General features: G+C 37.3%; 22 protein-coding genes. 20 read left to right on the forward strand and 2 right to left on the reverse strand.

What is annotated here, in order from left to right; translation table 11 throughout:
- The first annotated feature begins 57 nt into the window (after window positions 1-57).
- From ADJ77_RS02710 to fmt, 4 genes are all read left to right on the forward strand, one after another.
- Entirely contained in the window at window positions 58-1,059 is a 1,002-nt protein-coding gene (locus ADJ77_RS02710; RefSeq protein ID WP_025078803.1) for an ROK family protein, read from the forward strand.
- Window positions 1,060-1,641: 582 nt separating this feature from the next.
- The gene (locus tag ADJ77_RS02715; protein ID WP_025078802.1) at window positions 1,642-2,211 is read left to right on the forward strand and encodes an L-threonylcarbamoyladenylate synthase; all 570 of its coding nucleotides are present in this window, start codon (window positions 1,642-1,644) and stop codon (window positions 2,209-2,211) included.
- A gap of 12 nt (window positions 2,212-2,223) precedes the next feature.
- Window positions 2,224-4,020 carry a chloride channel protein gene (locus tag ADJ77_RS02720; protein ID WP_050695997.1) on the forward strand — a complete coding sequence of 599 codons (1,797 nt, stop codon included), beginning with the start codon at window positions 2,224-2,226 and terminating at the stop codon, window positions 4,018-4,020.
- Window positions 4,021-4,187: 167 nt separating this feature from the next.
- A complete protein-coding gene (fmt, locus tag ADJ77_RS02725; protein ID WP_025078956.1) occupies window positions 4,188-5,213 on the forward strand; it encodes a methionyl-tRNA formyltransferase in 1,026 nt (341 codons plus the stop codon).
- Between the two features lie 204 nt (window positions 5,214-5,417).
- On the opposite strand, the gene ADJ77_RS02730 is transcribed toward fmt, so the two are convergent.
- Entirely contained in the window at window positions 5,418-6,662 is a 1,245-nt protein-coding gene (locus ADJ77_RS02730; protein WP_025078955.1) for an acyloxyacyl hydrolase, read from the reverse strand.
- A 16-nt stretch (window positions 6,663-6,678) separates the two neighbouring features.
- Window positions 6,679-7,416: an outer membrane beta-barrel protein gene (locus ADJ77_RS02735; RefSeq protein ID WP_025078954.1), complete on the reverse strand. Its 738-nt coding sequence runs from the start codon at window positions 7,414-7,416 to the stop codon at window positions 6,679-6,681.
- A gap of 477 nt (window positions 7,417-7,893) precedes the next feature.
- On the opposite strand from ADJ77_RS02735, the gene glf reads away from it, so the two are divergent.
- From glf to ADJ77_RS02820, 16 genes are all read left to right on the forward strand, one after another.
- Window positions 7,894-9,069, forward strand: coding sequence for a UDP-galactopyranose mutase (gene glf / locus ADJ77_RS02745; RefSeq protein ID WP_025078953.1), 1,176 nt, complete (start codon window positions 7,894-7,896; stop codon window positions 9,067-9,069).
- Between the two features lie 199 nt (window positions 9,070-9,268).
- Window positions 9,269-9,724 (forward strand): DUF6078 family protein, encoded by a 456-nt coding sequence (locus tag ADJ77_RS02750; protein ID WP_042741065.1) that lies wholly within the window; start codon window positions 9,269-9,271, stop codon window positions 9,722-9,724.
- Window positions 9,725-10,103: 379 nt separating this feature from the next.
- Window positions 10,104-11,630 carry an MATE family efflux transporter gene (locus tag ADJ77_RS02755; RefSeq protein WP_050695999.1) on the forward strand — a complete coding sequence of 509 codons (1,527 nt, stop codon included), beginning with the start codon at window positions 10,104-10,106 and terminating at the stop codon, window positions 11,628-11,630.
- Window positions 11,617-12,660: an acyltransferase gene (locus ADJ77_RS02760; RefSeq protein ID WP_050696000.1), complete on the forward strand. Its 1,044-nt coding sequence runs from the start codon at window positions 11,617-11,619 to the stop codon at window positions 12,658-12,660. Before ADJ77_RS02755 ends, ADJ77_RS02760 begins: the two co-directional genes overlap by 14 nt.
- Window positions 12,657-13,931, forward strand: coding sequence for a nucleotide sugar dehydrogenase (locus ADJ77_RS02765; RefSeq protein ID WP_025078950.1), 1,275 nt, complete (start codon window positions 12,657-12,659; stop codon window positions 13,929-13,931). Before ADJ77_RS02760 ends, ADJ77_RS02765 begins: the two co-directional genes overlap by 4 nt.
- Entirely contained in the window at window positions 13,918-14,907 is a 990-nt protein-coding gene (locus ADJ77_RS02770; RefSeq protein WP_025078949.1) for a glycosyltransferase, read from the forward strand. Before ADJ77_RS02765 ends, ADJ77_RS02770 begins: the two co-directional genes overlap by 14 nt.
- A 37-nt stretch (window positions 14,908-14,944) precedes the next feature.
- Entirely contained in the window at window positions 14,945-16,156 is a 1,212-nt protein-coding gene (locus ADJ77_RS02775) for a glycosyltransferase (protein ID WP_025078948.1), read from the forward strand.
- 125 nt (window positions 16,157-16,281) lie between these two features.
- Complete coding sequence (locus ADJ77_RS02780) at window positions 16,282-17,451, forward strand: EpsG family protein (RefSeq protein ID WP_082224140.1); 1,170 nt, start codon at window positions 16,282-16,284, stop codon at window positions 17,449-17,451.
- A 51-nt stretch (window positions 17,452-17,502) separates the two neighbouring features.
- Complete coding sequence (locus ADJ77_RS02785) at window positions 17,503-18,498, forward strand: glycosyltransferase family A protein (RefSeq protein ID WP_025078946.1); 996 nt, start codon at window positions 17,503-17,505, stop codon at window positions 18,496-18,498.
- 25 nt (window positions 18,499-18,523) lie between these two features.
- A complete protein-coding gene (locus ADJ77_RS02790) occupies window positions 18,524-19,564 on the forward strand; it encodes a glycosyltransferase (RefSeq protein WP_025078945.1) in 1,041 nt (346 codons plus the stop codon).
- Window positions 19,554-20,456 (forward strand): glycosyltransferase family 2 protein, encoded by a 903-nt coding sequence (locus ADJ77_RS02795; RefSeq protein ID WP_025078944.1) that lies wholly within the window; start codon window positions 19,554-19,556, stop codon window positions 20,454-20,456. Before ADJ77_RS02790 ends, ADJ77_RS02795 begins: the two co-directional genes overlap by 11 nt.
- 26 nt (window positions 20,457-20,482) lie before the next feature.
- Window positions 20,483-21,598, forward strand: coding sequence for a glycosyltransferase (locus ADJ77_RS02800; RefSeq protein ID WP_025078943.1), 1,116 nt, complete (start codon window positions 20,483-20,485; stop codon window positions 21,596-21,598).
- 28 nt (window positions 21,599-21,626) lie between these two features.
- Window positions 21,627-22,559 carry an acyltransferase family protein gene (locus tag ADJ77_RS02805; protein WP_244148554.1) on the forward strand — a complete coding sequence of 311 codons (933 nt, stop codon included), beginning with the start codon at window positions 21,627-21,629 and terminating at the stop codon, window positions 22,557-22,559.
- 570 nt (window positions 22,560-23,129) lie between these two features.
- Window positions 23,130-24,101: an O-fucosyltransferase family protein gene (locus tag ADJ77_RS02810; RefSeq protein ID WP_234398160.1), complete on the forward strand. Its 972-nt coding sequence runs from the start codon at window positions 23,130-23,132 to the stop codon at window positions 24,099-24,101.
- A 2-nt stretch (window positions 24,102-24,103) separates the two neighbouring features.
- Entirely contained in the window at window positions 24,104-25,282 is a 1,179-nt protein-coding gene (locus tag ADJ77_RS02815) for a glycosyltransferase family 4 protein (protein ID WP_025078940.1), read from the forward strand.
- 6 nt (window positions 25,283-25,288) lie between these two features.
- The gene (locus tag ADJ77_RS02820; protein ID WP_025078939.1) at window positions 25,289-26,404 is read left to right on the forward strand and encodes an ATP-grasp domain-containing protein; all 1,116 of its coding nucleotides are present in this window, start codon (window positions 25,289-25,291) and stop codon (window positions 26,402-26,404) included.
- The last annotated feature ends 9 nt before the right edge of the window (window positions 26,405-26,413 follow it).

Below are 26,413 nucleotides of genomic sequence, written 5' to 3' on the forward strand. Positions count from 1 at the left end.
TCCACTTTTTTCATAACTTTGCCAATAGTATATTTAAACTAAAAACTTATTTATGTCATGGACGTAACAGAGCAGAAACCAGTTGTAACTGGATTGGAGAAGCCATTTGTAATTGGCTTGGATTTAGGAGGAACAAACGCTGTATTCGGTGTTGTTGACCAGCGTGGACAGGTGCTTGCAACCAATTCTATCAAGACACAGGCTTATAAGACCGTTAATGATTTTGTCGAGGCAGGTGTTGAGGCTATCAAGCCCCTCATTGCAAAGTATGGTGGTATCGGTCAGTTCCGTGCTATGGGTATCGGTGCTCCTAATGGTAACTTCTATCGTGGAACGATTGAGTTTGCACCTAACCTGTCATGGGGTCACGATGGCGTTGTGCCATTGGCTGATATGTTCTCTGAGAAGTTAGGAATCCCGGTTGGTCTTACCAATGATGCCAATGCTGCTGCTATCGGCGAGATGCAGTATGGTGTTGCCCGCGGCTTGAAGGACTTTATCATGATTACTCTTGGTACTGGTGTTGGCTCGGGTATTGTCATCAACGGCCAGATGGTTTATGGTTCCGACGGCTTTGCTGGTGAGTTGGGTCACATGGTAATGGTTCGTGGGGCGAACGGTCGTACTTGCGGATGTGGTCGTACAGGCTGTCTGGAGACTTATTGCTCTGCTACTGGTGTTGCCCGCACAGCCCGTGAGTTCTTGAAGGAGAGCAAGGAAGATTCTTTGTTGCGTGAGATCAATCCGGAAGATATTACATCTTTGGACGTTTCTATCGCAGCTGGTCGTGGTGATGCACTTGCTAAGCGTGTCTACGAGTTCACTGGTAAGATGCTGGGTGAGGCTTGTGCAGACTTCGCAACATTCTCTTCTCCGGAGGCATTCATCTTCTTCGGTGGCCTGACCAAGGCTGGAGACTTGTTGATGGAGCCTATCATGCGTTCTTACAAGGAGCATGCTTTGGAAATCTTCAAGGAGAAACCAAAGTTCCTGGTAAGCTCGCTTGACGATGCTGCAGCTGCTGTTCTTGGTGCTTCAGCTATCGGTTGGGAATTGTAATTTATGATATAGAATTTATATTTCTTTTAGACTGTACGTATAGTTTATCTGTATGTAAGGCTTGAAAGAGTTTAAGACTTATATTTTAAATGTAGGGACAAACACCCTCGTCAGCCATCCTTCATTACTAAGAAGAACTGACTTTCGAGACTGTTTGTCCCTATTGTGTTTTGTTCATGTTACCAATTAGCGTGACATTCCTCTTGTAATGGTGTATTTATTCTTTATCAGTGTTGCCCGCTAAACATCTCCGCTATAAATCAGCCTTTAGTGTCTTGCTATATTTATAATGACAATAATGAAACTCTCTTTCTATATTATGCCTATGTGTTGTTGCCCAGCACATGTGGTGCTGTTGGCAAACACCAGTGGTGTTGAGTGCTAAACACCTTGCAATATATTGTTAGAACAGAATCGTTCTATCAAAAGCAAATATCGGGATAGTATGCTGTTTAAGTTTTATCGGACAGCAATAACTCTTTGCATACTTTCTTTTTATAGTTTTTGTTTTGTGTTTTCGTTTTTTTGCTCTAACTTTGCGACTACTTATAATACTTAGAAAGAAATTACAATAACTTAAGGATGAAACAGGAAGACGACATCAAGAAAGCAATTGAAGTGATGAGAAAGGGTGGTATTATCCTTTATCCAACTGATACTGTGTGGGGTATAGGGTGTGACGCTACCAATGCGGAGGCAGTGGCAAAGGTATATGCCTTGAAACGTAGAGATGACTCAAAGGCACTTATCTGCCTGGTTGATTCTGAAAATCGTCTTCAGCGTTATATACGTAACGTACCTGATGTTGCCTGGCAGCTGATAGAAGCTGTTGAGAAACCGACAACATTGATTCTTGATGGCGCTGTGAATCTTGCACCAAACCTGATAGCTGAAGACGGTTCTATTGGTATTCGTGTTACAAAGGAACCTTTTTCCCATGAGTTATGTTACAGATTTCAGAAAGCAATTGTAAGTACTTCGGCAAATGTCAGTGGTGAACCAGCTGCACAGAATTATTGTGATATTTCACAGGAGATTCTTGATGGCGTTGATTATGTTTGTGAGTCACGACGTCAGGAACACAAGCCACATACACCATCCAGTATTATCAAGTTGGCTGCTGATGGCGAAGTAACAATCATAAGGAAATAATTGAATAGATAGATGAAAGTATCAGATAGCCTGGGGTTTATATCTCTACTTGATAATTGGCGGAAGAAGTATGTTTCTGACCGTGAGCTTGTCTTGGTACTGGCATTCGCAGTCGGCTTCCTTGCTTCGTTGGCAGCTTATTTTCTTCACGTAATAATCAAGTTGATAGAGGAACTGGTTACCTCGGGATTTCAAGTCAAAACCATTAACTGGCTCTATCTTATCTATCCAGTCGTAGGTATCTGGCTGACGAGTCTGTTTGTGAAATATATTGTGCGTGATAATATTTCGCATGGTATAACACGTGTACTCTATGCTATCTCTACGAAACAATCCCGCTTGAAAGCTCATAATACATGGTCATCCATCGTTGCTTCTGCTATCACGATTGGTTTTGGCGGTTCGGTAGGAGCAGAAGCTCCTATTGTGCTGACGGGTTCGGCTATTGGAAGTAATCTGGGGCGTATATTTAAGTTAGATAACCGCACCCTCATGCTTCTTGTTGGTTGTGGCGCAACGGCGGCAGTCTCAGGTATTTTCAAGGCCCCAATAGCAGGACTGGTATTTACACTTGAGGTGTTGATGGTTGATTTGACCATGGCGTCTCTCTTGCCTATTTTGATAGCATCTGTGACAGCTACGTGTTTCTCCTACTTCTTCACAGGAGGTTCGTCGATGTTCCATTTTCAGATGGATTATCTTTGGGGACTTGATCGTGTACCACCAACAATCCTGCTGGGTATAGCTTGTGGCTTTGTTTCGCTTTACTTCATGCGATTGATGTCATGGTGCGAAAATGGTTACGGCAAGTTGTCTTCTAAACCTTATCTGAAATTACTTGTAGGTGGTTTGGTGTTATCTTCACTAATTTTTCTTTTCCCATCTCTTTATGGTGAAGGATATAGCAGTTTGAGATTGTTTATTGAAGGAAAGACAGAAGCTGACTGGATGCAGGTGATGAGTGGCTCTATGTTCGCTGGAGAGGCAAAGTTTCTTTTGCTTTATGTAGGCTTTGTTATGATGACTAAGGTCTTTGCAACAAGTGCTACGAACGGTGCAGGAGGTTGTGGTGGAACCTTTGCCCCATCATTGTTCATCGGTGGCTTTGGCGGTTTCTTCTTTGCCCGTTTCTGGAATATGCAGCAACTTGGTGTGTATGTTCCGGAGAAGAACTTTACGCTTTATGGTATGGCAGCAGTGATGGCAGCAGTGATGCATGCACCGTTGACGGGTATTTTCCTCATTGCAGAACTGACAGGTGGCTATCAGCTTTTCATTCCATTGATTATCGTGACCATCAGCTCCTATCTTACTATCAACATCTTCGAGCATCATAGTATTTATGCTGTCCGTCTGGCAAAGCAGGGGAAACTCCTTACACACCATACGGACAAGTCTATTCTCACGTTGATGAGCATGGATAAGATTATCGACAGTGAATTTACATCAGTCGATTCTGATATGGAGATGGGAAAACTTGTCCATGCACTCAGTTCCAGTCGTAATGATTATATTCCTGTGCTTAACGACTGTGGCAATCTCTTGGGCGAGATAGATATTAACAAACTCCGTCATATTATCTTCCGTACGGAGCTTTATCACCGTTTTCACGTCAGTCAGCTTATGACCCCTCCTGCAGCAACACTCGGTGTCAATGACCCAATGGAGGATGTCATGAAGACTTTTGACCGTACTGGTGCACAGAATTTACCAGTTGTGAGTATTGATGGGCGGTTGATGGGATATATATCACGTGCTCGCCTTTATAGTATGTATCGACAGTTGGTAGCTGACTTCAGTGCGGAGTAAACCTCCACTTAACAGGAACTGCGAAGTCTTGTAACCGACAGTCAACCTTATTATAACCACTGTCGTCACTTGACTCACTTATCAACACTATTCCCTGCCTGCCTCTTTTTACTTTCCTTTAGGCAGCAGCAGTTGGGGATCTTCTTATTATCAAACCCTCAAAGACAATGAAAAAGGAAAATATACGTATCGTTTTCATGGGAACTCCAGAGTTTGCTGTGGAATCGTTGAAGGCTTTAGTTGAGAATGGTTATAATGTTGTAGCTGTTGTTACTCAACCAGACAAACCCGTTGGTCGTCATCAAGAAAAGCTGCAGCCATCAGCAGTGAAACAGTATGCCTTGGAACATAATCTGCCTGTTCTACAGCCTGTTAAAATGAAAGATGCAGACTTTATAGAAGAATTGCGTTCTTATAAGGCTGATTTGCAAGTGGTAGTAGCTTTCCGTATGTTGCCAGAAGTGGTGTGGGGAATGCCTCGACTGGGTACATTTAACGTTCATGCAGCCTTACTCCCACAGTATCGTGGTGCTGCGCCAATCAACTGGGCTGTTATCAATGGGGAGACGGAAACGGGTGTGACGACCTTTTTCCTTGACAAGGATATTGATACAGGACGCATCATTCTTCAAAAACCTTTCAACGTTCCTGATACGGCAGATGTTGAGTATGTCTATGACGGCTTGATGTGTTTAGGTGCAGAGACAGCTTTGGAGACAATCAATCTTATTGCTTCAAAACTGCCTGAAGATAATCTGGATAGTATTGATTTCCCATCTGTCCTTGACGAAATCAGTGTTCCGCAAGCGTATGAGAATATTGAACTCAAGGCTGCGCCGAAGATTTTTAAGGAGACTTGCGAAATTAATTGGAACCAGTCTGCCAAGAAGGTTTATGATTTTGTGCGTGGACTCAGTCCATACCCGGGAACATGGAGTATACTTCGTCCTGTTGAAGACAATGGAGAAAAGCCTTTGGTTATGAAGGTTTACAAGACTGCAAAGACAGGTAGCCCATCTACAGGTGCTCCTGGCTCGCTTGTTGTAGAGAAGAACCGTCTTTATGTTAACACATCTGACGGCCTTTTGGAACTTCTTGACATTCAGCTGTCAGGAAAAAAAAGAATGGATGCTCGCTCGTTCTTGAATGGTTTTAAGGAGATAGAGAAGTTCCGCTTTAGACAGAATGTATAAGTGATGATAATAGTTTAGACAGAATGACATAAAGACATATTCAATATGGGATGCGTAGATGGCAGATTAAATATGTCTAAAAGACTATATACCACATTAATAAACCTAACAACAAAAGAGAATATGTCTTCATGTTATTCTGTCTAAAGATATACTCCATGTTCATTATGTATTCGTGTAATTTGAGAAATTCGTAGTCCATCTCTATAATTTCACTGGCATTGCTATCTGCAGTTCAGTGAAGTCGGCTTTGGTGGCATGTGCATTGACACTAAAGCCTAATGTTAGGTTCTTTAGCTTAGGGAAACTATAGAAAACACCCACCTGCTCGTGGTAAGGTTTTTCCAAGCCGTTATGCGATTTATACCCCATGTGGCGGTACAGGTAATAGCCCAAGCTGACACGGACAGACATGTTCCCATAGAAGACTTCATGTCGAGCCTCAATACTAGCTGACCATGGGCTATGTTTCTCCCCAGTGTATCCGTTTTTGTTGTCAAGTTCTGCAACCCTACTGGCATAATCTCCATAGAATAAGCCGAAGCCTACCCCGGATGCCCAACGACGAGCATAGCGATAGAGTAGGTGTGCATGGAAGGAATAAGCTCCGTAGAAAGCGAACCGCTCCTTTCGATAGTCGGGATGCCCTTGCGGTGTAGCGAATTGTGTATGCAGCCACTCTTCAAGTAATGTTTTCCCACCGACACCAAAGGTAAATTCTGTAAACCAATACTTCTTGAGGGGGGCTGTGGCAATAGTGTTGTGCTTTGCTATCTTTGTCGTTTGCTTCTCTGGTTCATACATGATGCCAACGAAAGGACCTAAGTAGTTAGCTCCTTTGTTTGGTCGTGCCATTGCGCCATTGCTATGATGTGCAAAGTCTAATCCAGCCTTTACGTCCCACTCCTTTGCTATTTTATATTGTCCGTACACTCCTGCAGTAAAGAAGATATTGAAGTGCGAGCCGATATATTCGTTGTCAATATTATTCTTTTGGTTATATTTAAGGGTAGTGTAGCCAACACCAGTACCTAAGTAATAGCCCCATTGCCAGTGTTTGCTGCGATAAAGCGGACGGGTGAAAATGCCATAAAACGTAAGGAAGTCCCCTAATTTACTGGTATAATTAACAGGCTGTGCTTCTCCCCACGGATTATCTCGGTGCATAGTGGTTCCATGGTTAAAGTTGTAGCGCAGTCCGATAGAGAATATCGGATAGTTGTAATCATGTGCAAAAGCATTCTCTGTAGGTGTAATGTTTACTTGTGCTGCTAAGGCATGTGTTTCTTTTGTCTTAGTCCAGATGCGTGGCTCCCTGTCCAAACATAAGGTCTGGGCAGGTATATAACGCATCTCTATACCAGCCTTGGGTATAGAAATGCTGTCACACTCTTCTGCTGAGATAACAGCAGAGGGAAGTAAAAATAGTATGGAAAGGAAGCCTCTCACTTGGTTTCAGCGTGTGTCAGAGAACTTGTATTCTGTAGCCAAGTGTCACTTCCAACATGTTATTGCGTGCATTCCTCATTAATTCCTTTGCCTCATTGCTTCGTGCTAACTTTCTGAAGAACACGTTGTAGCGAGCTTCCAGTTGCCATTGTTTCCACTCGTAGCTGATGCCAAGAGGAATAGCTACGTCGCCTCTGTAGATGCCTTTCTTTAGATTCATGTCTGCGCCATGCTTCAGTTTCGCATGTGCGCTGATAATATATTCTGTATTCAATCCTGTTGTGAAACTCCATGGCAGGTCTGCCCATGGGTACCAGCGCACCAGGTAGCTCATGTTGAAATAGTCTAACTTGAAGTCGTATGGGCCATGCTCCTGTATGACAATATTGCCTGTTGCATCAGTCGTGGTAAAGTTACGGTAGACACCCGAAGAACCTTGCCGACTGTACTTTATTTCCGCATCAACAGCGATATTCTTGGCTACGAACACTTCAAAATACCCACCAGCAATAAGTCCTAATTTTACTTTTCCATCAATACCCGGTAGGTTTGATAAATTCAGTCCGACTTTAGGTGCAGCATATATATCCCATATGGTATGTTCTCCTGACGGTTTAGCGTCCTGCACAATAGCTTCTTTGACATCTTGATAACCCTCCTTTACCGCTTGTCCTATGCGCTTTGTTAAAACCTGAGCTTGTCCCTTTGTCAGTGCTCCCAGAAGGATGGCAGCAATTAATATAATCTTTTTCATTTTTAGGATAACTGATTTTGATGCAAAGGTAGTTATTTTTCTTCAAATCATTGATATATTATGGTTTTTTCCCTCATTGAAAGTGCCTATCTTGCCTTTAAACATTAATTTATATCGTTTGCCTACAATTATTCTTTTCGTATTCTTTCATTTTCTCAAAGTTTTTGTTTAATTTTGTAGCCGTAATAAAAGAATTAAAACTATTAACAGAAAGATTCTGCGAGCGAATCCACCAACTGAATTGACCAGCACAGTTTATTGTTTGAACTAATGTTCGTTACTGTACCAAGTCTTTTTGTGTTTGCGTATTTGTTCTTATGTGGAAGAACCGTGATAGTAGCAGTCTGTGAGCTTTTATCATAGCTTGTAGGGAGGAGAGATTGTATGCATACTCGTTCATAGTCTGATGATTATATAATGTTTTCTTATTTGAATTTTTCTGTAGAATTTTGTTTTCGTTGAATTATTTTCAGTAGTATGGATGTAAAACTATATGATTATGTCATTGTTGGCGCAGGTCTTTTCGGTGCCACCTTTGCTCATTTTGCAACTAAGCAAGGAAAGAAGTGTCTGGTGATAGATAGACGGTCACAGCTGGGTGGAAACCTTTATTGTGAGAATGTAGAAGGGGTCAATGTGCACAAATATGGTGCACATATTTTCCATACATCAAGCAAACGCGTGTGGGACTTTGTGAACTCTCTTGTTGAGTTCAATCGTTTTACTAATGCTCCTGTTGCTAATTATAAAGGTAAATTCTATAACCTGCCTTTCAATATGAATACATTCTATCAGATGTGGGGTGTAACTACACCTGAAGAAGCGCAGGCAAAACTTGATGAACAGCGGGCAGAAGCTGTTGCCAGAATGAAGGCAGAAGGTGTTGAGGAACCTCGTAACCTTGAAGAGCAAGCTTTAGCATTAATTGGTAAAGATGTTTATGAAAAGCTAATTAAAGGATATACGGAGAAACAATGGGGGAGGAAATGCACAGAACTTCCATCTTTTATTATAAAGCGACTTCCCGTTCGTTTAGTTTATGACAATAACTATTTTAACGATAAATACCAGGGTATTCCTATAGGTGGTTATAACAAGCTGATAGAATCTTTGCTTGATGGAGTAGAAACAATAATGGACATAGACTTTTTTGATTGTCAGCATACTTATGATACAGAGGCTGGTGTTCATAAAGTTCAAAGTTCAAGTTTTAATGTTCAATGTAAAAAACTTGTTTTTACAGGTAAGATTGATGAGTATTTCGGATATCGTTTAGGTAAGCTGGATTATCGTACCGTTCGATTTGAACATGAAGTACTCAATGTTGCCAACTATCAGGGCAATGCAGTTGTCAATTATACAGAGGCACAAGTGCCTTATACACGTATAATAGAGCACAAACATTTTGAATCATTTGGTCAGGAGGTTTATGCTAACCCAAAGACTGTCATTTCACGTGAATATTCTACGGAATGGCAAGAAGGTATGGAGCCTTATTATCCCGTCAATGATGAAAAGAACAACCTGCTCGCAAAGCGGTATCGTCTCTTGGCAGCAGAGGAATCTGGGGTAATTTTCGGTGGACGACTTGCTGAATACAAGTATTATGATATGGCACCGATTGTAGAACAAGTAATGAGGTTGTTTCCATAAAGTATAAATACCTATTGGGGGAATTAAATTAAGGTAGTTTCAATAAATAACTTTTGATAGTTTTTTACTAAAGTAGTCATAAAGTGAATGTTACTGTAGAATTTTTAGGAGTTTCCCAATATCTATATTACAAAGTCAATGAAGTTGTATAGTTATTTTTTATTAAGTTACTATGAGAATGCTTTAATATAATATACCTATGGATTCAATTAAATCATTGAACTTGGACTTTTTCCCTAAAAGTTATGAAGTCTGCTTTCTTGAAAGTTGTACTGTAAAAGAAAACTGTCTTCACCATTTGTATTTTAAGTTACAACCATCAAGTAATACATGGGGAGAAGCAATTTATCCTTCAGCTCTTATGGCAGAAAATCTTGTGAATGGTTGTTGTAAGAAATTTCAAGAGAAGAAACTTGTCACTTGTCATGCAGGCTTTGCTCATTTCTTCGATGAGGTGCGTCGCAAGGATTTACCAGATCTTCGCAATGAAATCTACAGATATTTTCGTGGACGTAGCAACTTTTATCGTTACAGCAAAGCTGAGAAGGGCTATCTTTTCACTCAGCTGATGGCAGATGATGTAAAAGCTCTATTCAAGAAATATGGATATGACGAGCCCGAATATGAAAGAACTTTTGAATCAGTATCTTTTTAAGAATAAGTATTGAGTCAGTTTTACAATAACAGTGTTTTAATTCAATCTAATAAACTATCATTTATCGTTGTCCGGCAGTCTCGTACACTCTGTCCGAAGCCTTCGTACAATATGTCCGAAAGTGTCGGAAACATTAAAAAGAGTTCTTAGGGGGAAGTGTGATAATTATCCTTTATAGCCTCGATATTTTCAATTATTATTTTATAGATAATAATAAGGATAGTTAGACTTATCTTACATTGTTTCTTTTTCACAATATATAAGTGAGAAAACTTATGATAGTTTTGTTGGTACGTCTTATGGTTATACATCTAAAAATATTTGGAGTAGCCTAAAAGAGTACTAGTTTGTTTCTACTGAATATTATTACTATAATTTTATGTCATCCAACAAATTAATTGTTAAAAATGCAGGTATGCTCTATTTGCGCATGTTTATTAGCATGGCAATTGGCTTTTATACCTCTCGTATTGTTTTACAGGCACTGGGTGTATCTGATTATGGTATTTATAATTTAGTGGGTGGTATAGTAGTCTTGGCAAATATGCTTACTTCTTCTCTTAGTGGAGCAACCAGCCGTTATATCACTTATAGCTTGGGTGAACATGATTTTGAGAAGACCCAGAGAACCTTTTCTACTGCTTTAAGCATTCACATAGGCTTATCTATTTTATTTATTTTAGTAGCAGAAACAGTTGGACTTTGGTTTGTCAATACCCAGTTAGTTATATGTCCTGACAGGATGGTTGCCGCTAATTGGGTATACCAGTCTGCCATTATTTCTACGGCATTGAGTATAACACAGGTTCCTTATAACTCTTTGATAACTTCACATGAACGGTTTGGTGTATTTGCTGTTATTGAGGTTCTAAGTGCTTGCTTGAAATTGGTAATAGCTTTTGTAACTCTTTATAGTATGCTTGACCATCTTGTTTTGTATAGTATACTGTATATGGTCGTATCTGTCTGTATCATAGTTTACTATCGCATATATTGTGTCAGAAGTTTCTCTGAGAGTCGTTTCGTCAGAATCTTAGATAGAGAACTATTACCAAAATTGCTCAAGTTTTCAGGTTGGACATTGTTAGGAAATGTGTCATTAACTGTTTTACAGCAAGGTGTTAATATTATTGTCAATCTTTTTTTTGGAACAATCATTAATGCTGCCGTAGGAATTGCTACGCAAGTTCAGGGGTTGTTGTATTCTTTTATTGGAAATATAACTACAGCATTCACTCCACAAATCATAAAGGGCTATGTGGAGTCTGATTTTAAACGAATGAATTATTTGATTTCAATCGGCGGAAAATTCTCTTCAATTTGTATTCTACTTATCTCTATCCCTATTATTATTAAAATGGATTTTTTAATGGGGGTGTGGTTAAAAGAAATCCCAACAGGTGCTGTTGTGATATGTCAGATTTTATTGATAAAAAACTTTTTTAATAGTTTCAATCCTTTACTATATTCGGCAATTACAGCAACAGGAAATATAAAAAAAGCTAATATCTTTTGTGGTTTAGAATATTTGTTATCTGTAGCAATAACTTATCTTATAGTTTTCTGGACGCACTCCTATGTATATGCTTTCATGTTTAACCTTATTACTTCCTTAATAGCATGTGGGATTTTTTTGTGGGTTTTGAAACATGAATTAGAATGTTTCTCGGTTTATGACTATGTTGTACATACTGTTTTAGCAGTAACTCTATTGGGGGGAATAACTTTTGGAGTGGTGTCGTTTATTGATAGTTCTTTCCAAAGCGATATATGGGCACTTGTAACCATTACTTTAATTTCTACTACTCTTATAACAATATTATCTTTTTATTTTGTTCTAGATAGTAATTCACGTAGTTTCGTCGTTTCAAGAGTTAATTCTTATTTACATAATGGGCGTAAGTAAAAAAACAAGAGATTCTAACATTGAACTCTTAAGAATTATATTGATGGTATTTATTGTAATGCATCATATAATTTCTTCGGTAATTGCTCCTGGGTTTAGTAGTAAGGGGTTCGCTTGTATTGATGTTATATTTCATACAGCTGTTATTATTTTTGTTTTAATATCAGGCTATTTTGGTATTAATTTACGAATAAAAGTACTTATAAACCTAATCTTACAAGTAACTTTCTATTCTTTATTATTAACTTTAATAGGTGTCTATGTTTTTAGTCTTGGGTCTTCTATAGATGTCATTAAAAGTCTGTTGCCTATAAGTGGTAATTATTATTGGTTCATAACTGTTTATATTGAATTACTTTTATTAAGTCCATTTGTCAACAAGTTACTTGTTAATCTATCAAATCGCCAGTATAAATCTTTGGTTCTTATTCTAGCATCTTTAATATTCTGGTTTGGTTTATTAAGGAAGACTAACATATCTATTGATGGTAAAAATATTGTGTATTTTATCTTTATATATATAGTAGGTGGAGGAATCCGGAGAATTTCTTTAACAGATGAAAGTAGTAAGTTCCTTACTAATCGTTTTCACTTTTTTATTCTTCTACTTTCTTTAATGGTGCTCGGGGGGGGGTATCTTCTTCCTGATACTCATTCTCTTTTTATTCATTTTATGGCATATACTTATGTGTATAATTCTCCTTTTCTTTTGATAATGTCTATCTCTATTTTCTGTTTGTTTAGAAATTTATCTTTCAAAAACAGGTGGATTAACTATATGGCAAGTTCTTCTTTGGCAATTTATTTGATACATGAGCACCCATTAATGAGAGAAGTTATATATGTTCAACCTTTTATGAAACTTATACACATGAATCCATACTTCTTGTTTGTTATAGTCATAGCTTTTGCTATAATTGTGTCAGTAACATGTATGCTAATGGATAAGGTGAGAGTTTTTCTTTTTAGTTTAATAGATAAACCGATATCTTTTTTTACTAACAAAATTGAAAATAAAATAGAATTATGAAATTAGAAAATATTAAAATTGCCGTTATTGGCTTAGGGTATGTCGGCTTGCCACTGGCAAGATTGTTTTCAACAAAGTTCAAGACTGTTGGCTTTGATATGAATCAGAGTCGCATTGATGCGTTGATGGCTGGTCATGATGCTACATTAGAAGTATCAGACGAATTATTGCAGTCAGCATTGAAGAATGGATTTGTCTGTACAACCAATCTTAATGAAATTAAAGATTGTAATTTCTATGTTGTTGCTGTACCAACTCCTGTCGATGTAAACAATCGTCCAGACTTGAAGCCTCTTTGGAGTGCAAGTGAGACTGTAGGTAAAGTTATTTCCAAGGGAGATATTGTTGTTTATGAGTCAACAGTTTATCCTGGTGTGACAGAAGAGGAATGTTTGCCTGTTGTAGAGAGAGTTTCAGGTTTGATTTTTAATAAAGATTTCTTTGCTGGTTATTCTCCAGAACGAATTAATCCAGGTGACAAGGAACATACTGTAGAGAAAATTAAGAAAGTAACATCTGGTTCTACTCCAGAAGTTGCAGACTTGGTTGACAGTGTGTATAATGCAGTTCTTATTAACGGAACGCATAAAGCATCTTCTATTAAGGTTGCTGAAGCCTCAAAGATCATTGAAAACTCTCAGCGTGATGTGAATATTGCATTTATGAATGAGTTGGCTAAGATTTTTAATGCAATGGGTATTGATACAAGAGACGTTATAGATGCTGCTGCTTCTAAATGGAATTTCATTAAGTTGAATCCAGGTTTAGTTGGTGGTCATTGTATTAGTGTAGACCCTTATTATCTCATTCAGAAAGCACAGGTATATGGTGTTTTGCCACGTATTATGTCTGCAGCACGTAGATTGAATGACGGTATGGGAGATTATGTTGCAAATCAGACAATCAAGTTGATGAATAAGAAAGGCGTACTTGTCAAGGATTCTAATATCTTGATACTTGGTATTACCTTTAAGGAGAATTGTCCAGATGTTCGTAATACGAAAGTTGTTGATATCTATTCAACATTGTCAGAGTATACCTCAAATATCACAGTCTTTGACCCATGGGCTAATGTTGGTAAGGTGAAGAAAGAATATGGAATTGAAGCTGTTGAGACTTTACCGAAAGACAAGAAATATGATGCAATTATTCTTGCGGTATCTCACAAGCAATTTGCTGATACAGACTGGCGAGAGAGATTGAATGAGAATGGTGTTATCTATGATGTCAAAGGCTTCTTAAATAGAACTCTTGTAGATGGTAGACTATAAATATAAACTTAGCATAATAATCCCAATGTATAATGCAGAGAAGTACATAGGGGCTTGCTTAGACTCCATTCTTGACTCTGATTTACTAAAAGAGGAGTATGAAATTGTTATAGTTAATGATGGATCAAAGGATAATTCTCCAGAGATTGCCCAAAACTATGCTTCAAAGTATTCAAATATAACATACTTAAGTCAAGAAAACCAAGGGCAAAGTACAGCCAGAAATCATGGAATAAAAACTTGTCAAGGTGAGTATGTCTGGTGTGTAGATGCTGATGATAAACTTATAAGTGAACAGTTGTCAAAGATTATTGAGGCTATAGATAAGTATAATAACTTGGATATTTTAGCTGTTCAACTTCAGAATGTAACAGAAGGAGGAGAGAATTTAGATCTTGAATGTTGCCAGCCTACTCTTGAACATAATAAGATCTTATCAGGCGTAGAGGCTGTTCTTTCTGGTTATAATCCTTCTTCTATCTGTGCTTTAATTACAAAAAAACAGTTATTTATTGATAATGATATATTCTTCGTGAAAGGTATTACACATCAGGATGTAGAACTAACATATAGACTAATGCCATGTGCGCAACGTGTTGTGTTTAGTGATATAATTCCTTATCTGTATATCTATCATCCAAATTCCACCAGCAAATCAATGGTGCCGGAAAAGAAGATAAAGTATATTAAGGATGATATCTATATAATTAAGTCTTTCCGTAGATTAGCACTTTCTTTTAAAGTTACAAATCCACAGTTAAGTAGTGTGATATTTAATCGAAGCCAGAATGTTTTATTTGGCTTGGTATACTCTCTATATCGAAACAAGAAGAGTTGGCGTATATTAGGGATAAATTCTGCTATTATTGCTGAACTTAAGAAAGAAAACTTATATCCTATGCATGGAAAATTTGACTCAGTAAAAAAAATGTTATTTGTTAGGTTTATCCTAAACATCTCTTTTTTAATAGAGTGAATTTATGTAAAACTTTTTAACTTAACTATATACTGCTATGAGAATTATTATGATATCTATGATGATGCCTGCTGCAGAAAACATTCGTGGTACGAGTGCATTGCCTTTTCATTTATTAGCAGGTAGAGAAAAGAATATAGAAGTTATTTTGTATTCGTATAATTTAAATGGGTTGTCAAAGGAACAGATAGATTCCGTTGCAAAAGAACTTGATATAAAGATCCACATGTTACCAGTACCATGGTGGTATAATTTTATACTTAAGTTTCTTTCACCTTTTAGGTTTTTTATGAAGTTCCCTATTGGTAATTATTTCCGTTTAACTGCTTCACAATTATATTTTATTGTCAAAGAGAATGCTGATGGTATATGGATTTATGGTGAGGAGCTTTCTTGTGTCAGCAAGCAGTTAAAGGATTTTAAACGAGTACATACGTTGCCTGATTGTGAGTCTCTTTATTACTATAGAATGCTTGGTAAGCGTTTTACGATGATGAGCACACAAGGATATTTGAGGATAGCATCTATGTATCCGAAGTATTTAGGAATGGAAAGGAACTTTGATACTTCTTCATCAGTATATTATCATTTAGTAGGTGAAGCAGATGTTGCTTTTTTGAAAGAAATAAATCCAGAGATTCAAGCACGTTTTTTAAGGCATCCTCATTATCATGTTGCTGTTCCTGCAAAGTCTATCTCTTTTTCATCACCTAAAATAAAGATTTTAATAGCTGGGCAGTATAATATATATATGCGTCAGGATTCAGATGAATTGATAGAAAGTTTGGTAAATACCAAATCTTTATCAGAGTTAAAAAATCATTATATTATTACTTTCTTGGGAAAGGGCTGGGAAAGTCATGTTAAAACTCTAAGTGATGTGGGATATGAAGTTTGTCATATTAAGTTTGCTCCTGATTATATAGATGAGATCTGCAAGCATGATATACAGATTACGCCTATTAGTATTGGTACTGGCACTAAGGGAAAAGTTCTTGACGCAATTGCTAATGGTTTATTAGTTATAGGATCATGGTATGCATTAGAGAATATAGCCGTAGAAGATAAAGTCTCCTGTTTGCAATATAATAAAGTTAATGAAGTTGTTACAATGTTGCAGCAAATATGTTCAAGTCCTTCTCTGTATGAAAATATTGCCGAGAAGGGGCGACAAGCAGTACTGAGCTTTCATGCTGGAAGTAGTATTGCACAGCAGCTTTATTCTTTATTTTATAATAAGACTCATTAGTATCTAATAAGAAGTAGATGAACTAAAAATAAGTATATCGTCTGCTTGTAATGCGAGAACACAAGAAGGATTATTCACACGATTCGTTATAGAGATGTTTTTATTATTGTCTAAAATAATATGATATGTTATTTGTTTTTTTATACATAGTTGTTTCTGCCATTTGTTTTTCCTTGTTTAGAAGTCGACGTGACCTCACTATTGAATGGCTTATAGGTATTTTGTCAATATTGGCATTAGTTGTAGGTTTAGGTGATATGCTGGGCGGTTATGACCGTTATATTTATTGTGATCTTTTTGATTCAAATGCTGATAGAATTCGTGCAGGTGGTCCTTTCCTAAATCCAGAAAGTCCTCTTATGGGATATAGTAAAGAAATGTCGTATGTAATATGGAATTGCTTAGTAGCTTATATAACTCCTAATCGATATATATTTATTCTTATTACAACACTCTTCGTCTATTCACTTTTGTTTTTTTCTCTCCGTGATATCTTCATGAAGTATCCTATTTCTATCTTAATTTTTATGGGACTATGGTTCTTCTTTACATTTACTTATTTGCGACAAGTAATGGCGGCAAGTTGTGCTTGGCTGTCTTATCAATATGTAATAAAAAAGAAATTTGTTCCTTTTTTAATACTTTGGTTTATTGCTTACAAGTTCCATAATTCTGCTATTATATTTTTTGTGTTCTATTTTTTACCAGAAAGGAAATGGAAGAAATCAACTATTGTTACAGTTTTAATACTGTCATTTCTTATAGGTGCTTCAGGATTGCCGATGTCTGTATATCATCTTTATGACGATGCCTTGGATATTCAAAGAGCTTCCAGTTATGCTGATGATTATCCTGGTATCCGAGTTGATTATGTGCTTGAGGTTCTGGTTATGATATACTTAATTTTTTCTCGTTATGATGAAATACCGAAAGATAGAAAAAATCTTATATATTTGAACGCATCTCTGATGTTTTGTATTATCCTCCTAATCTTTCTCCACTCTTCTAATGCAGGTCGACAAAGTTGGTATTATATGTTAGGTATTATATATACACTCTCTTTCTTGTCCTCAAAAAGGGGAAAGTTAGATAATTATATGAAGATGGTATATATGCTTGTAACAGTACTCTATCTGCGTATAATATTTGATTGGGGGATACTTTTAAGTCCATATAAGTCTTTCCTCACAAATGGTCATCGGACTAATGACCCTATTTATTATAAGTACGAGTATGACAATGGATATGATGCTGATAAGTTTTATAGGCCAGCCATTGATATATATATACCATAATGATTATTTATAGTATAGGCTTATTGCTACTGATTAATAAATTCTATTTTTATGCAGAATTCTAAATTCAAATATTCTGTTGCTATCCGTACAGTTGGAAAAGCTGGGGATAAGTACATTCAAGAGTTGCAGTCACTTCACAATCAAACAGTGAAGCCTGAACATATTTATGTGCATCTTGCTCATGGGTTTGAACGTCCGAAAGAGCAAGTGGGTATGGAGGAGTATATAGATACTCCAAAGGGGTTAGTGCATCAACGAGCTGCCGCTAATATGGTAGAAGAAGAGTATGTGCTAATTATTGATGATGATGTTTATTTCCCTGAAGATGCTGTTGAAAAGATGTATAATGCTTTACGAAAGTATAATGCTGATGGTATTGCACCAGATACTTTTCCTTCTCAAAGTATGAGTTTTTTTTCAAAGGCGGGAGCATATCTGACTAATACGGTTAAAGGACGAAAAAACGATGGATGGGCTATACGTATTCAACGTTCTGGAGCATTCTCCTTTAATAGTAATCCCGAGAAAGGAGCAATCTATCCTACAGAAAGTGCTGCAGGAACTGCAGTCTTTATGAAGACAAAAGTATGGAAAGCTATTCATTATGAACATGAGGTATGGATTGACAAGTATCCTGCTGGTACGTTTGGTGAAGACCAGTTGATGTATCAGAAGATAATAGAGAATGGATTTAAACTATTAATGTGGTATGACTCTGGAGTTCTTCATTTAGATGCAAATACTAATAAAGCCAGTCAGAAATCATACGATAAGATTTATTATCGTGCCATGTCACAGTACTTGACTTGGTATCGTTGTGTTTATGACTTGCCAAGAAACACATCAGTCGATAAATTAAAAAATCAATTGGCTTATGCTTATAGATTTCTATTGAGTTGTAGCGTTAGATTGGTTTATTCCATCCTTCAATTTTCTCCAAGATTTTTGACAGCACATATCAAAGGTAATCTTGATGCCAGAAAATTCGTGAAAAGTGAGGAATATATCAGTTTACCTCATTTTATTCTTTCACCAAAAGAATAAATTTGTATAAGAAGTTTCTGTAGCTATGGATAAACCAAAGTTTAGTATCGTTGTTCCTGTTTATAATGCAGAGGGATATTTGCGTAAATGCCTTGATTCACTTCTTCGCCAAGGTTTGTATAGTTATGAGATTCTATTAGTTAATGATGGGAGTACTGATAGTTCTCTGTCTATATGTCAGGAGTATGCAGAAAATAATCATAGGATAAAAGTGTTGAGCCAAAACAATCAAGGTGTTTGTGCTGCACGGAACAATGGTCTAGAACATTCGACAGGGGAATGGATAGTATTGGTAGATTCGGATGATTATCTTTTAGATAATGGATTGTATACAGCTTTTTCTGCTGTTAAATGTCAAGAAGAGTATGATGTCATTCAGTATAAGAGCAGCTATGATTTTTGGCCAAAGAAAGCCCTTACATCTGATGTGATTTTTATGGGGAGTGGACATGATTTGATTAGACAGTCGGGTTTTGTTTCTTTCTGTTGGTTATGTTTTTATAGGAGAGAGTTCTTGATTCGCAACCATATTCACTTTAATAATAAGTATATTGTAGGAGAAGACCAATTGTTTGTTGCTAATGTGTTTCTTCATAACCCACGAACAGCTGTGGTTTCAACAGACATTTATCGTTATGTTGTACATGAAGATAGTGCAACAACCAAGCGTGATGTAAAACATACAAGACGATGTGTTGAGGATTATCTGTCGTCTTTCTATGATATATTAAGTATAGCTAAGAGTGTAAAAGGTGATGAAAAGGAAGGTGTTGTGTTAGCTTGCTATAATGCACTGAATGCAAAGAAAATGTTTGGGTTCAGTAGAATGTTGTCTTCTCAATATGATTATAGAAATTTTAAGCGAATCAGGTCTCGAGCAAGAGAAGTAGAATTTTATCCAATCTTTCCGAATGGGGCAGGAATGAAACCTCTGTGTATGGCTTGGATGATTAATTTGATACTTAAGCATTATTTTTTCTATAAACCTGCTTCTTGGCTTTTTAATAGTCTTGTTGTAAAATATATTCTCCCACGATTAAGAATAAATCTGAAGAATGAAAAATAAAATCATAACAATTGTTACACCTACTTATAATAGGGCTGATAAACTATCTCTATTATTTGAAAGTCTTTGTCAGCAGAGTTGCAAAGATTTTGAATGGTTATGTATAGATGATGGTAGTTCTGATAATACAGAGGAACTTGTCGGACAATTTATTCAGAAAATGTCATCATCATCAGAAGGCTTTCCTATAAAATATATTTATAAGAAGAATGGAGGAAAACATTCTGCATTGAATGTTGCTTTTAAAAAGGTACAAACAGAGTTGCTTTTTATTGTTGATTCTGATGATGTTTTGATACAAGATGCAGTTGCTACAATCATTTCAGATTGGAATAGTATTGCTAATAAAGAAAATCTTTGTGGAATTGGGTATTTGCGAGGATTTTCCAATATAGATCGAATTGGTGATGCTTATACAGGAGATTACATTGGCAATTTTATAGAAGAACGTTTCAACAAGAATGTTAATGGAGATAAGGCAGAAGTGTGGGTAACAAAGAAATTACGTAATTTCCAATTTCCAGAAGTTGAAGGTGAGAAATTTATTTCGGAATCGGTTGCATGGATTTGGCTTGCAAAAAAATATAATATGCTTTTTGTGAATAAAATCATTTATATAACAGAATATTTGGAAGGTGGCTTATCTGATTCGGGACGTGCGTTAAGATTTAAATGTCCAACTTTAATGGCGTATGGTTCTTTAATGACTATGTCTAAGGAGTTCTCTTTCAAGATACGTATTAAAGAAACTTTGCTGTATATAGTATATTCTCTTTTTGGTAAAAGAAGTCTTAGAGAACTCTTTCAATGTGAATATAAACTGCTTGTTTTTCTCAACCTTGTTCCAGGACTTCTGCTTTATAAGTATTGGAAATGGAAGTATATGAAATAGAAATAATTTTAAAGGATTGAGTTTTAATGAGAATTTTACAAGTCATTACATCCTTGGAAATGGGCGGTGCTGAAACTTTGGTAGTTAATTTAATACCAAGGTTGCAGGCATTAGGGCATACTGTAGATTTGTGCGTTTTTAATGGTACAGAAACGCCATTGACTAATAGACTGAAGAAAGAGAGCCCACAAACGAAGATATATGCGCTGGGACATGGGGTTTACAACCCGCTCTATATATTGAAGCTGGCAAAGATAATGAGAGGGTATGACATTGTTCATACACATAACTCATCGCCGCAACTGTTTGCTGCTATTGCGAAAGTGTTATGCTCGGTGGAGCTCGTCTCCACCGAGCATAACACTTCCAATCGCAAACGCGATTGGAAGTGGTATGCCCCGGTTGAAAGCTGGATGTATGGAAAATACCGACACGTAATTTGTATAAGCCGGATTGCTGAAGAGAAACTGCGGGAATATATGAGAGGAGACTGGCAGGACGAGACGAAGCCACGATATAACCGCATATCAACCATTAATAACGGGGTAGATGTTCATGCTATCAGCAACATTGTTCCCGATGCCGGACTTTTGTCTCTGAAAGAGCAGAGGAAAGCGATTCTCATGGTTGCCGGATTCAGGGAAGCCAAGGACCAGGACACGATAGTAAGGGCTTTAAGCCTTTTGGACAAAAACAGTTATGAAGTCTGGTTTGCCGGTGTCGGTGTGCGTCAGGCTCTTGTCAGTCAGTTGGCTGGTAAACTTGGTGTCAGCGACCGGGTAAGGTTTCTGGGTTTGCGCACGGACATACCGAATGTGCTGCGGGCAGCGGACATCATTGTGATGTCTTCTCACTGGGAAGGGTTGAGCCTCAGCAATGTGGAAGGGATGAGTGCCCACCGCCCTTTTATTGCTTCTGACGTGAACGGACTGCGAGAGGTGACAAAGGGATATGGACTTCTTTTCCCGCATGAGGATGCAGAGTCGCTGGCTGCGGAAATCAATTGTCTGGCAGCTGATGAGGCTTACTATCATGAGGTTGCTGAACGCTGCTATAAACGGGCGTTGGAATTTGATATTTCAAAGACGGTAAGCGGATATAACTCTGTCTATCAAAGTGTGGCTGCTGATGGGAAAAGATAGGATAGCATATCTGGATCTTGTGAAGTTTATGGCGATACTTCTTGTTTGTATAAGTCATTGTTATTTCATGATGTCAGTTTTAGAGAGTGATCTCAGTCCGATTATACGTTCTTTAAATATGCCGCTGTTTATGCTGGTGTGTGGCTATTTCTCCAGTCGCAGTCTGGAAATGCCGATGAAGGAGCTTTGTGTGAAAAAGGGTAAGCAGCTGTTGATTCCGGTTATATCCTGCACAGCGGTTACCGTTTGTCTATATAGGGGGGGTATTCATAGAGAAATAATAGGATGTGTATGGTTTCTTAAAACGTTGTTTGCCTGTTACCTTGTGGCACGAGTTGCCAAAAGTATCAAACTGCCTGTAGAAATTATGTTCCTGCTTTCATGGATAGTGCTTTTATTCATTCCGTATGGCGGAACTTTGATGATTAATTTCCTGTATTTCTATTTCTGTATCGGGTATTTCATCCATAAGTATCAAGGACGTATCCAGGCTTACAGAGCAGCTCTGTTTTTTGGCTCGGCGGTTTTTTTCATCGTTTCTGTCTGCTGTCATTGGGCAGTTCCCTGTGCGAAAGTTGATGCTGGTTTCATTCTTCACAGTCCTATGGCGTTTGTTCTCCAGCTGCTGGTGGGGTTGTCCGGCTCGATAGTTGTAATAGGGCTTTGCGAGATAGTCTATAAGATGTCGGGAAAGGGACAGGTTGCGGTTAAGGTTTTGTCAAAGCTCAGTACGGTTGGAAGATATACCTTGGGGATATATGTCATTCAGACTTTTATCATTGAGCGGACACTGACAGTATTTGTAAAATTGAATGAAGTTGTCATTTCATCAACTTTTACAGACTTTGTTTTGATCCCGTTGATTGGTAGTGCCTTGTGTTTTGTGTGTTATTATGTGGTTCGGTTAACACAACCAATTAAAATAATTAACATCCTCTTCTATGGCGGACAGAAATGTTGAAATTAAGTTTCTGAACCTCATTTGTGTTATGTCTTGCGCAGAGTGGTGTGAGAGAGTTGTAAGATAATTGTATTGATGGGTGTCTTTTCTATGTGAAATTTAGAAAAGACTTCTTGCATTGAAAGTTTTGAAGTATCTTTACATAACTTGTTGCCGGTTTTGCTTGGAGGGCAGAGGAAAGAAAGGATAATTCGCGCATTTGTAACTGTCAGGTAATCTGGCGGTTATAATGTTGTGCAGAAAAAGGTGCTTAATAGGACTTCAATTAAGCACCAGTTGGGCTTCAATTAAGCACCTATTGGACGTCAATTTGTGCTTAGTTGAGAGGCAACTTACCATTGAGACTTTTTCTTGGTGAATTATTTTGACAAAAGAGGTAGATGTGGATGACTGACTTTGAGCGATTGGCAATGGCTATCAGCCTGGTCGCTGTGACAGTCATGGCATAAGAGGTCGGTAGAATTATAGAATCGGTAAATGGTTGCTCCCCAATTATTTGTTACTGCCTTAGGGCAATGGGACTGAAAAGCGTATTCCAGAAGAAGAATTTAGAAACTTGAATATTAATATATGATAGGAAGAGATATTTTAGTTAAGCTCATGGATTGCTGTTATCGTGAACCTTTGATGAAGTTCAGGATAATGAAGGAGAAAAGGTTCTCTTTATATGCGACGGGCAACAGTTATCCATTTGTATTTATGGTTGATGGTAGAATCCCACATGGTGGAATGTTCGACAGGCTTAAAGGACTTATTACCATTTTTGCTATATCCAAAGCATTGGGCAAGCCGTTTAAATTGAATTGGAATTATCCGTTTGTATTAAGCAAATATCTTGAACCATATCAGTATGATTGGTTAATTGATGAGAGCCAAATGAACTTTGGTCTTTTGTCATATAATAATATTATAGCTTATGGGGAAATCGTAAATCCTTCCCGTTTATACAAGAAACGTTCGTCGGAGACTCATTTCTATTATGGCTATAACTCCTTGGACAAGGTAAATGCTCATTTTGGAACAGACTATAAGTGGGGAGAATTATATAGAGAACTTTTCCGTCCAACAGCTTATCTTCAACGTTATTTAGACCAGTATCAGACAGAGATAGGAGACAACTATATTGCAATCCATACCCGCTTTATGAACCTCTTAGGCGATAAGACAGAGACAGCTATCAATCCAGAGTTAGGTTCTGACAATCAAAAGAACGCGCTGGTAGAGTCTGCTATCAATTCTGTAAAAAAGATTTCTTTACAGCATCCTGGTATAAGGATTATGATAGCTTCGGATTCTATGGTATTCATTGAGGAAATTAAAAAAGCAATGCCTGATGTATATATAGTTCCCGGAACTGTAAAGCATATAGATACTACTGGTGAAACTGATGATTCTGAGAATATAAAGATGTTCACAGACTATTATTTAATCAGTGGTGCACAAAAGGTATATAGCTTATGGCATGAAGGGATGTGGAAGAGTGCATTCCCAGAGTATGCTGCAAGAATTGGAAATGTGAATTTTGAACGTGTTGAGTTCTAAGTATGAAGAAGAAACTAATTCGCGTTACCACTGCAGACATATCTTTAGATGGATTGTTGAAAGGGCAGCTAAAGTTCTTGAACCAGTACTTTGATGTCATTGGTGTTGCAAAAGATACTGGTGTCCTGCAGAAAGTCCGAGAGCGGGAGGGGATCTGTGTTGTGGATGCCCCGTTGGAGCGTCCTATCAGCTTAGTGAAAGATATTAAGGGCTTGTGGTTCTTGTATCGTTTGTTCCGTAAAGAGAAGCCATGGTGTGTGCATGCTAATACTCCTAAGGGAAGTCTTTTAGCGATGATAGCTGCTTGGTTTGCTGGTGTACCTCATAGAGTTTATACGGTTACAGGACTACGTTATCAGGGGGCTCATGGTTTTTTCAGGAGAATTTTAAAAGGAATGGAAATCTGTACCTGTTTCTTTGCAAATAAGGTAATTCCAGAAGGAAATGGAGTAAAGCAAATTTTGCAGGAGGATCATATAACAAAAAAGGAGTTGAATGTTATTCTGAATGGAAATATAAATGGAGTTGATATTGACTACTTTTCTCCGGACCACTTTACAGCCAAAACAAGAATAAACGGAAAGCCATATACAGGAAGTAAAGAAGATATTCGTAAAGACTTAAATCTTAGTAAAGATGATTTTGTTTTTATATTCATAGGGCGAATCGTTGGTGATAAGGGTATGAATGAACTATCTGATTCTATGAAACGTTTTCAAAAAGAAGGTAAGAACGTAAAGTTACTTCTTGTTGGACGCTTTGAAACAGAACTTGACCCTTTGAAGAGTGCTAATGAGGATTTTCTTAGGAATAATCCAGATGTACGTTTTGTTGGCTATCAAACAGATGTACGTCCATTCTTTATTGCAGCAGATGTTTTAGTTTTTCCAAGCTATAGAGAGGGTTTCCCTAATGTAGTATTGCAAGCTGGTGCAATGGGAATTCCATCAATTGTGACCAATATAAATGGATGTAATGAGATTATCAAAGAAGGTCAGAATGGTAAAATATTTCCTTCTAAAGATGCAGATGCATTATTTAAGGAAATGAATTGGTGTATAGAAAATAGAGATTTTATAAAGGTGATGGCTTCACAGTCTCGTAAAATGATAGTTGATAGATATCGTCAAGAAGAGGTTTGGAAGGCAACACTCAAAGAATATAAAAAACTTGAAAAGTAGTTGACTATGAAATGTGATGTTATTGTAACATATTGTTGGAACCGAGTAGGTTATAACATTATTCGTAGCCTTTATGAAAAAGGATTAAAGGTTGTTGTTGGAGATACATCATCTTATAATATTTGTAGTATCTCTAAATTTAGTGTAGGAAAATTTGTTTATCGAGATTTCAAAAAAGATGAAAAAGGCTTTATTGAAGACTTGAAGAAAGCCCTTAAAGAGTATTCCCCTAAAGTCCTTATGCCTACGCATGATGAATCTTTAATTATAGCGAAACACATAGACGAGCTCCCCAAGGATGTTATATATACAATAGAATCCTATGAGAAACAGATTCAGCTGTCTGATAAGCATAAAGCAACTATTTTATCAAATTCTGTTGGTGTACCAGTTCCTCGCTTTATAGATGATATAAAACAAGCAACATATCCGATAGTCATTAAAACGAAATTTGGCAATTCTGCAAAGGGTGTGTTCTTTCCTAAAGATTATACGGAAGCTAAAAATATTTTACTTCAATACGATAAAAAAAATATCTTAATAGAGGACTTCTTTGCTGGTATAGACTATAGTGTAGATTGTGTTAGGCATGATGGGTTCTTTCAAGCATGTACTTATAGATCTTTAGTGACGAAGACAGATGGAGGAGGTACAACAACACAGAGAATCTTGGTTGAAATGCCTGAATTAGAGAGATATTCTAAACTAATTTTAGATAAAGTTAATTATAAAGGAGTTTGTGGTATAGATTTCAAGGTGAACGAAGAAACGAAGGAGGCTGTATTTATTGAGGTTAATGCTCGATTCACAGGTGGTTTAGCAACACCAATGGCTGGTGGTTTTGATATTCCTTATATTGTATATTCTCTTTTCACTTCAGGGAAGTATGAACACAAAATCCAACCTCGTATGGGGACAAAAACTAAGTGGATACTTGGTGATATAATAACTCTTGTTGGCAAGATTCTTCGTTGTTCGTTGACTATGAAAGAGTTCAAGCAGATAATGAGTTGGAACTTTGATGCTTTCGATGATTATAGAAAAGAAGATAAGAAAGCTATTTTGGGTGAGTTCCTCTATTATTTTGTAAAGTTGGTAAAGAATAGAAACCTGAATCCGTAAATTAATATT

Origin of the sequence: Prevotella fusca JCM 17724 (assembly GCF_001262015.1) — a bacterium.
GTDB lineage: Bacteria > Bacteroidota > Bacteroidia > Bacteroidales > Bacteroidaceae > Prevotella > Prevotella fusca.

Bases quoted from the DNA above. Each gene is read 5' to 3' on its own strand.
- ADJ77_RS02800 (WP_025078943.1), top strand. From the start codon at position 20,483: ATGAGAATTTTACAAGTCATTACATCCTTGGAAATGGGCGGTGCTGAA.
- fmt (WP_025078956.1), top strand. From the start codon at position 4,188: ATGAAAAAGGAAAATATACGTATCGTTTTCATGGGAACTCCAGAGTTT.
- ADJ77_RS02805 (WP_244148554.1), top strand. From the start codon at position 21,627: ATGGCGATACTTCTTGTTTGTATAAGTCATTGTTATTTCATGATGTCA.
- ADJ77_RS02765 (WP_025078950.1), top strand. From the start codon at position 12,657: ATGAAATTAGAAAATATTAAAATTGCCGTTATTGGCTTAGGGTATGTC.
- ADJ77_RS02795 (WP_025078944.1), top strand. From the start codon at position 19,554: ATGAAAAATAAAATCATAACAATTGTTACACCTACTTATAATAGGGCT.
- ADJ77_RS02755 (WP_050695999.1), top strand. From the start codon at position 10,104: ATGTCATCCAACAAATTAATTGTTAAAAATGCAGGTATGCTCTATTTG.
- ADJ77_RS02780 (WP_082224140.1), top strand. From the start codon at position 16,282: ATGTTATTTGTTTTTTTATACATAGTTGTTTCTGCCATTTGTTTTTCC.
- ADJ77_RS02785 (WP_025078946.1), top strand. From the start codon at position 17,503: ATGCAGAATTCTAAATTCAAATATTCTGTTGCTATCCGTACAGTTGGA.
- ADJ77_RS02760 (WP_050696000.1), top strand. From the start codon at position 11,617: ATGGGCGTAAGTAAAAAAACAAGAGATTCTAACATTGAACTCTTAAGA.
- ADJ77_RS02815 (WP_025078940.1), top strand. From the start codon at position 24,104: ATGAAGAAGAAACTAATTCGCGTTACCACTGCAGACATATCTTTAGAT.
- ADJ77_RS02790 (WP_025078945.1), top strand. From the start codon at position 18,524: ATGGATAAACCAAAGTTTAGTATCGTTGTTCCTGTTTATAATGCAGAG.
- ADJ77_RS02750 (WP_042741065.1), top strand. From the start codon at position 9,269: ATGGATTCAATTAAATCATTGAACTTGGACTTTTTCCCTAAAAGTTAT.
- ADJ77_RS02810 (WP_234398160.1), top strand. From the start codon at position 23,130: ATGATAGGAAGAGATATTTTAGTTAAGCTCATGGATTGCTGTTATCGT.
- ADJ77_RS02775 (WP_025078948.1), top strand. From the start codon at position 14,945: ATGAGAATTATTATGATATCTATGATGATGCCTGCTGCAGAAAACATT.
- glf (WP_025078953.1), top strand. From the start codon at position 7,894: ATGGATGTAAAACTATATGATTATGTCATTGTTGGCGCAGGTCTTTTC.
- ADJ77_RS02735 (WP_025078954.1), bottom strand. From the start codon at position 7,416: ATGAAAAAGATTATATTAATTGCTGCCATCCTTCTGGGAGCACTGACA.
- ADJ77_RS02720 (WP_050695997.1), top strand. From the start codon at position 2,224: ATGAAAGTATCAGATAGCCTGGGGTTTATATCTCTACTTGATAATTGG.
- ADJ77_RS02715 (WP_025078802.1), top strand. From the start codon at position 1,642: ATGAAACAGGAAGACGACATCAAGAAAGCAATTGAAGTGATGAGAAAG.
- ADJ77_RS02710 (WP_025078803.1), top strand. From the start codon at position 58: ATGGACGTAACAGAGCAGAAACCAGTTGTAACTGGATTGGAGAAGCCA.
- ADJ77_RS02770 (WP_025078949.1), top strand. From the start codon at position 13,918: ATGGTAGACTATAAATATAAACTTAGCATAATAATCCCAATGTATAAT.
- ADJ77_RS02820 (WP_025078939.1), top strand. From the start codon at position 25,289: ATGAAATGTGATGTTATTGTAACATATTGTTGGAACCGAGTAGGTTAT.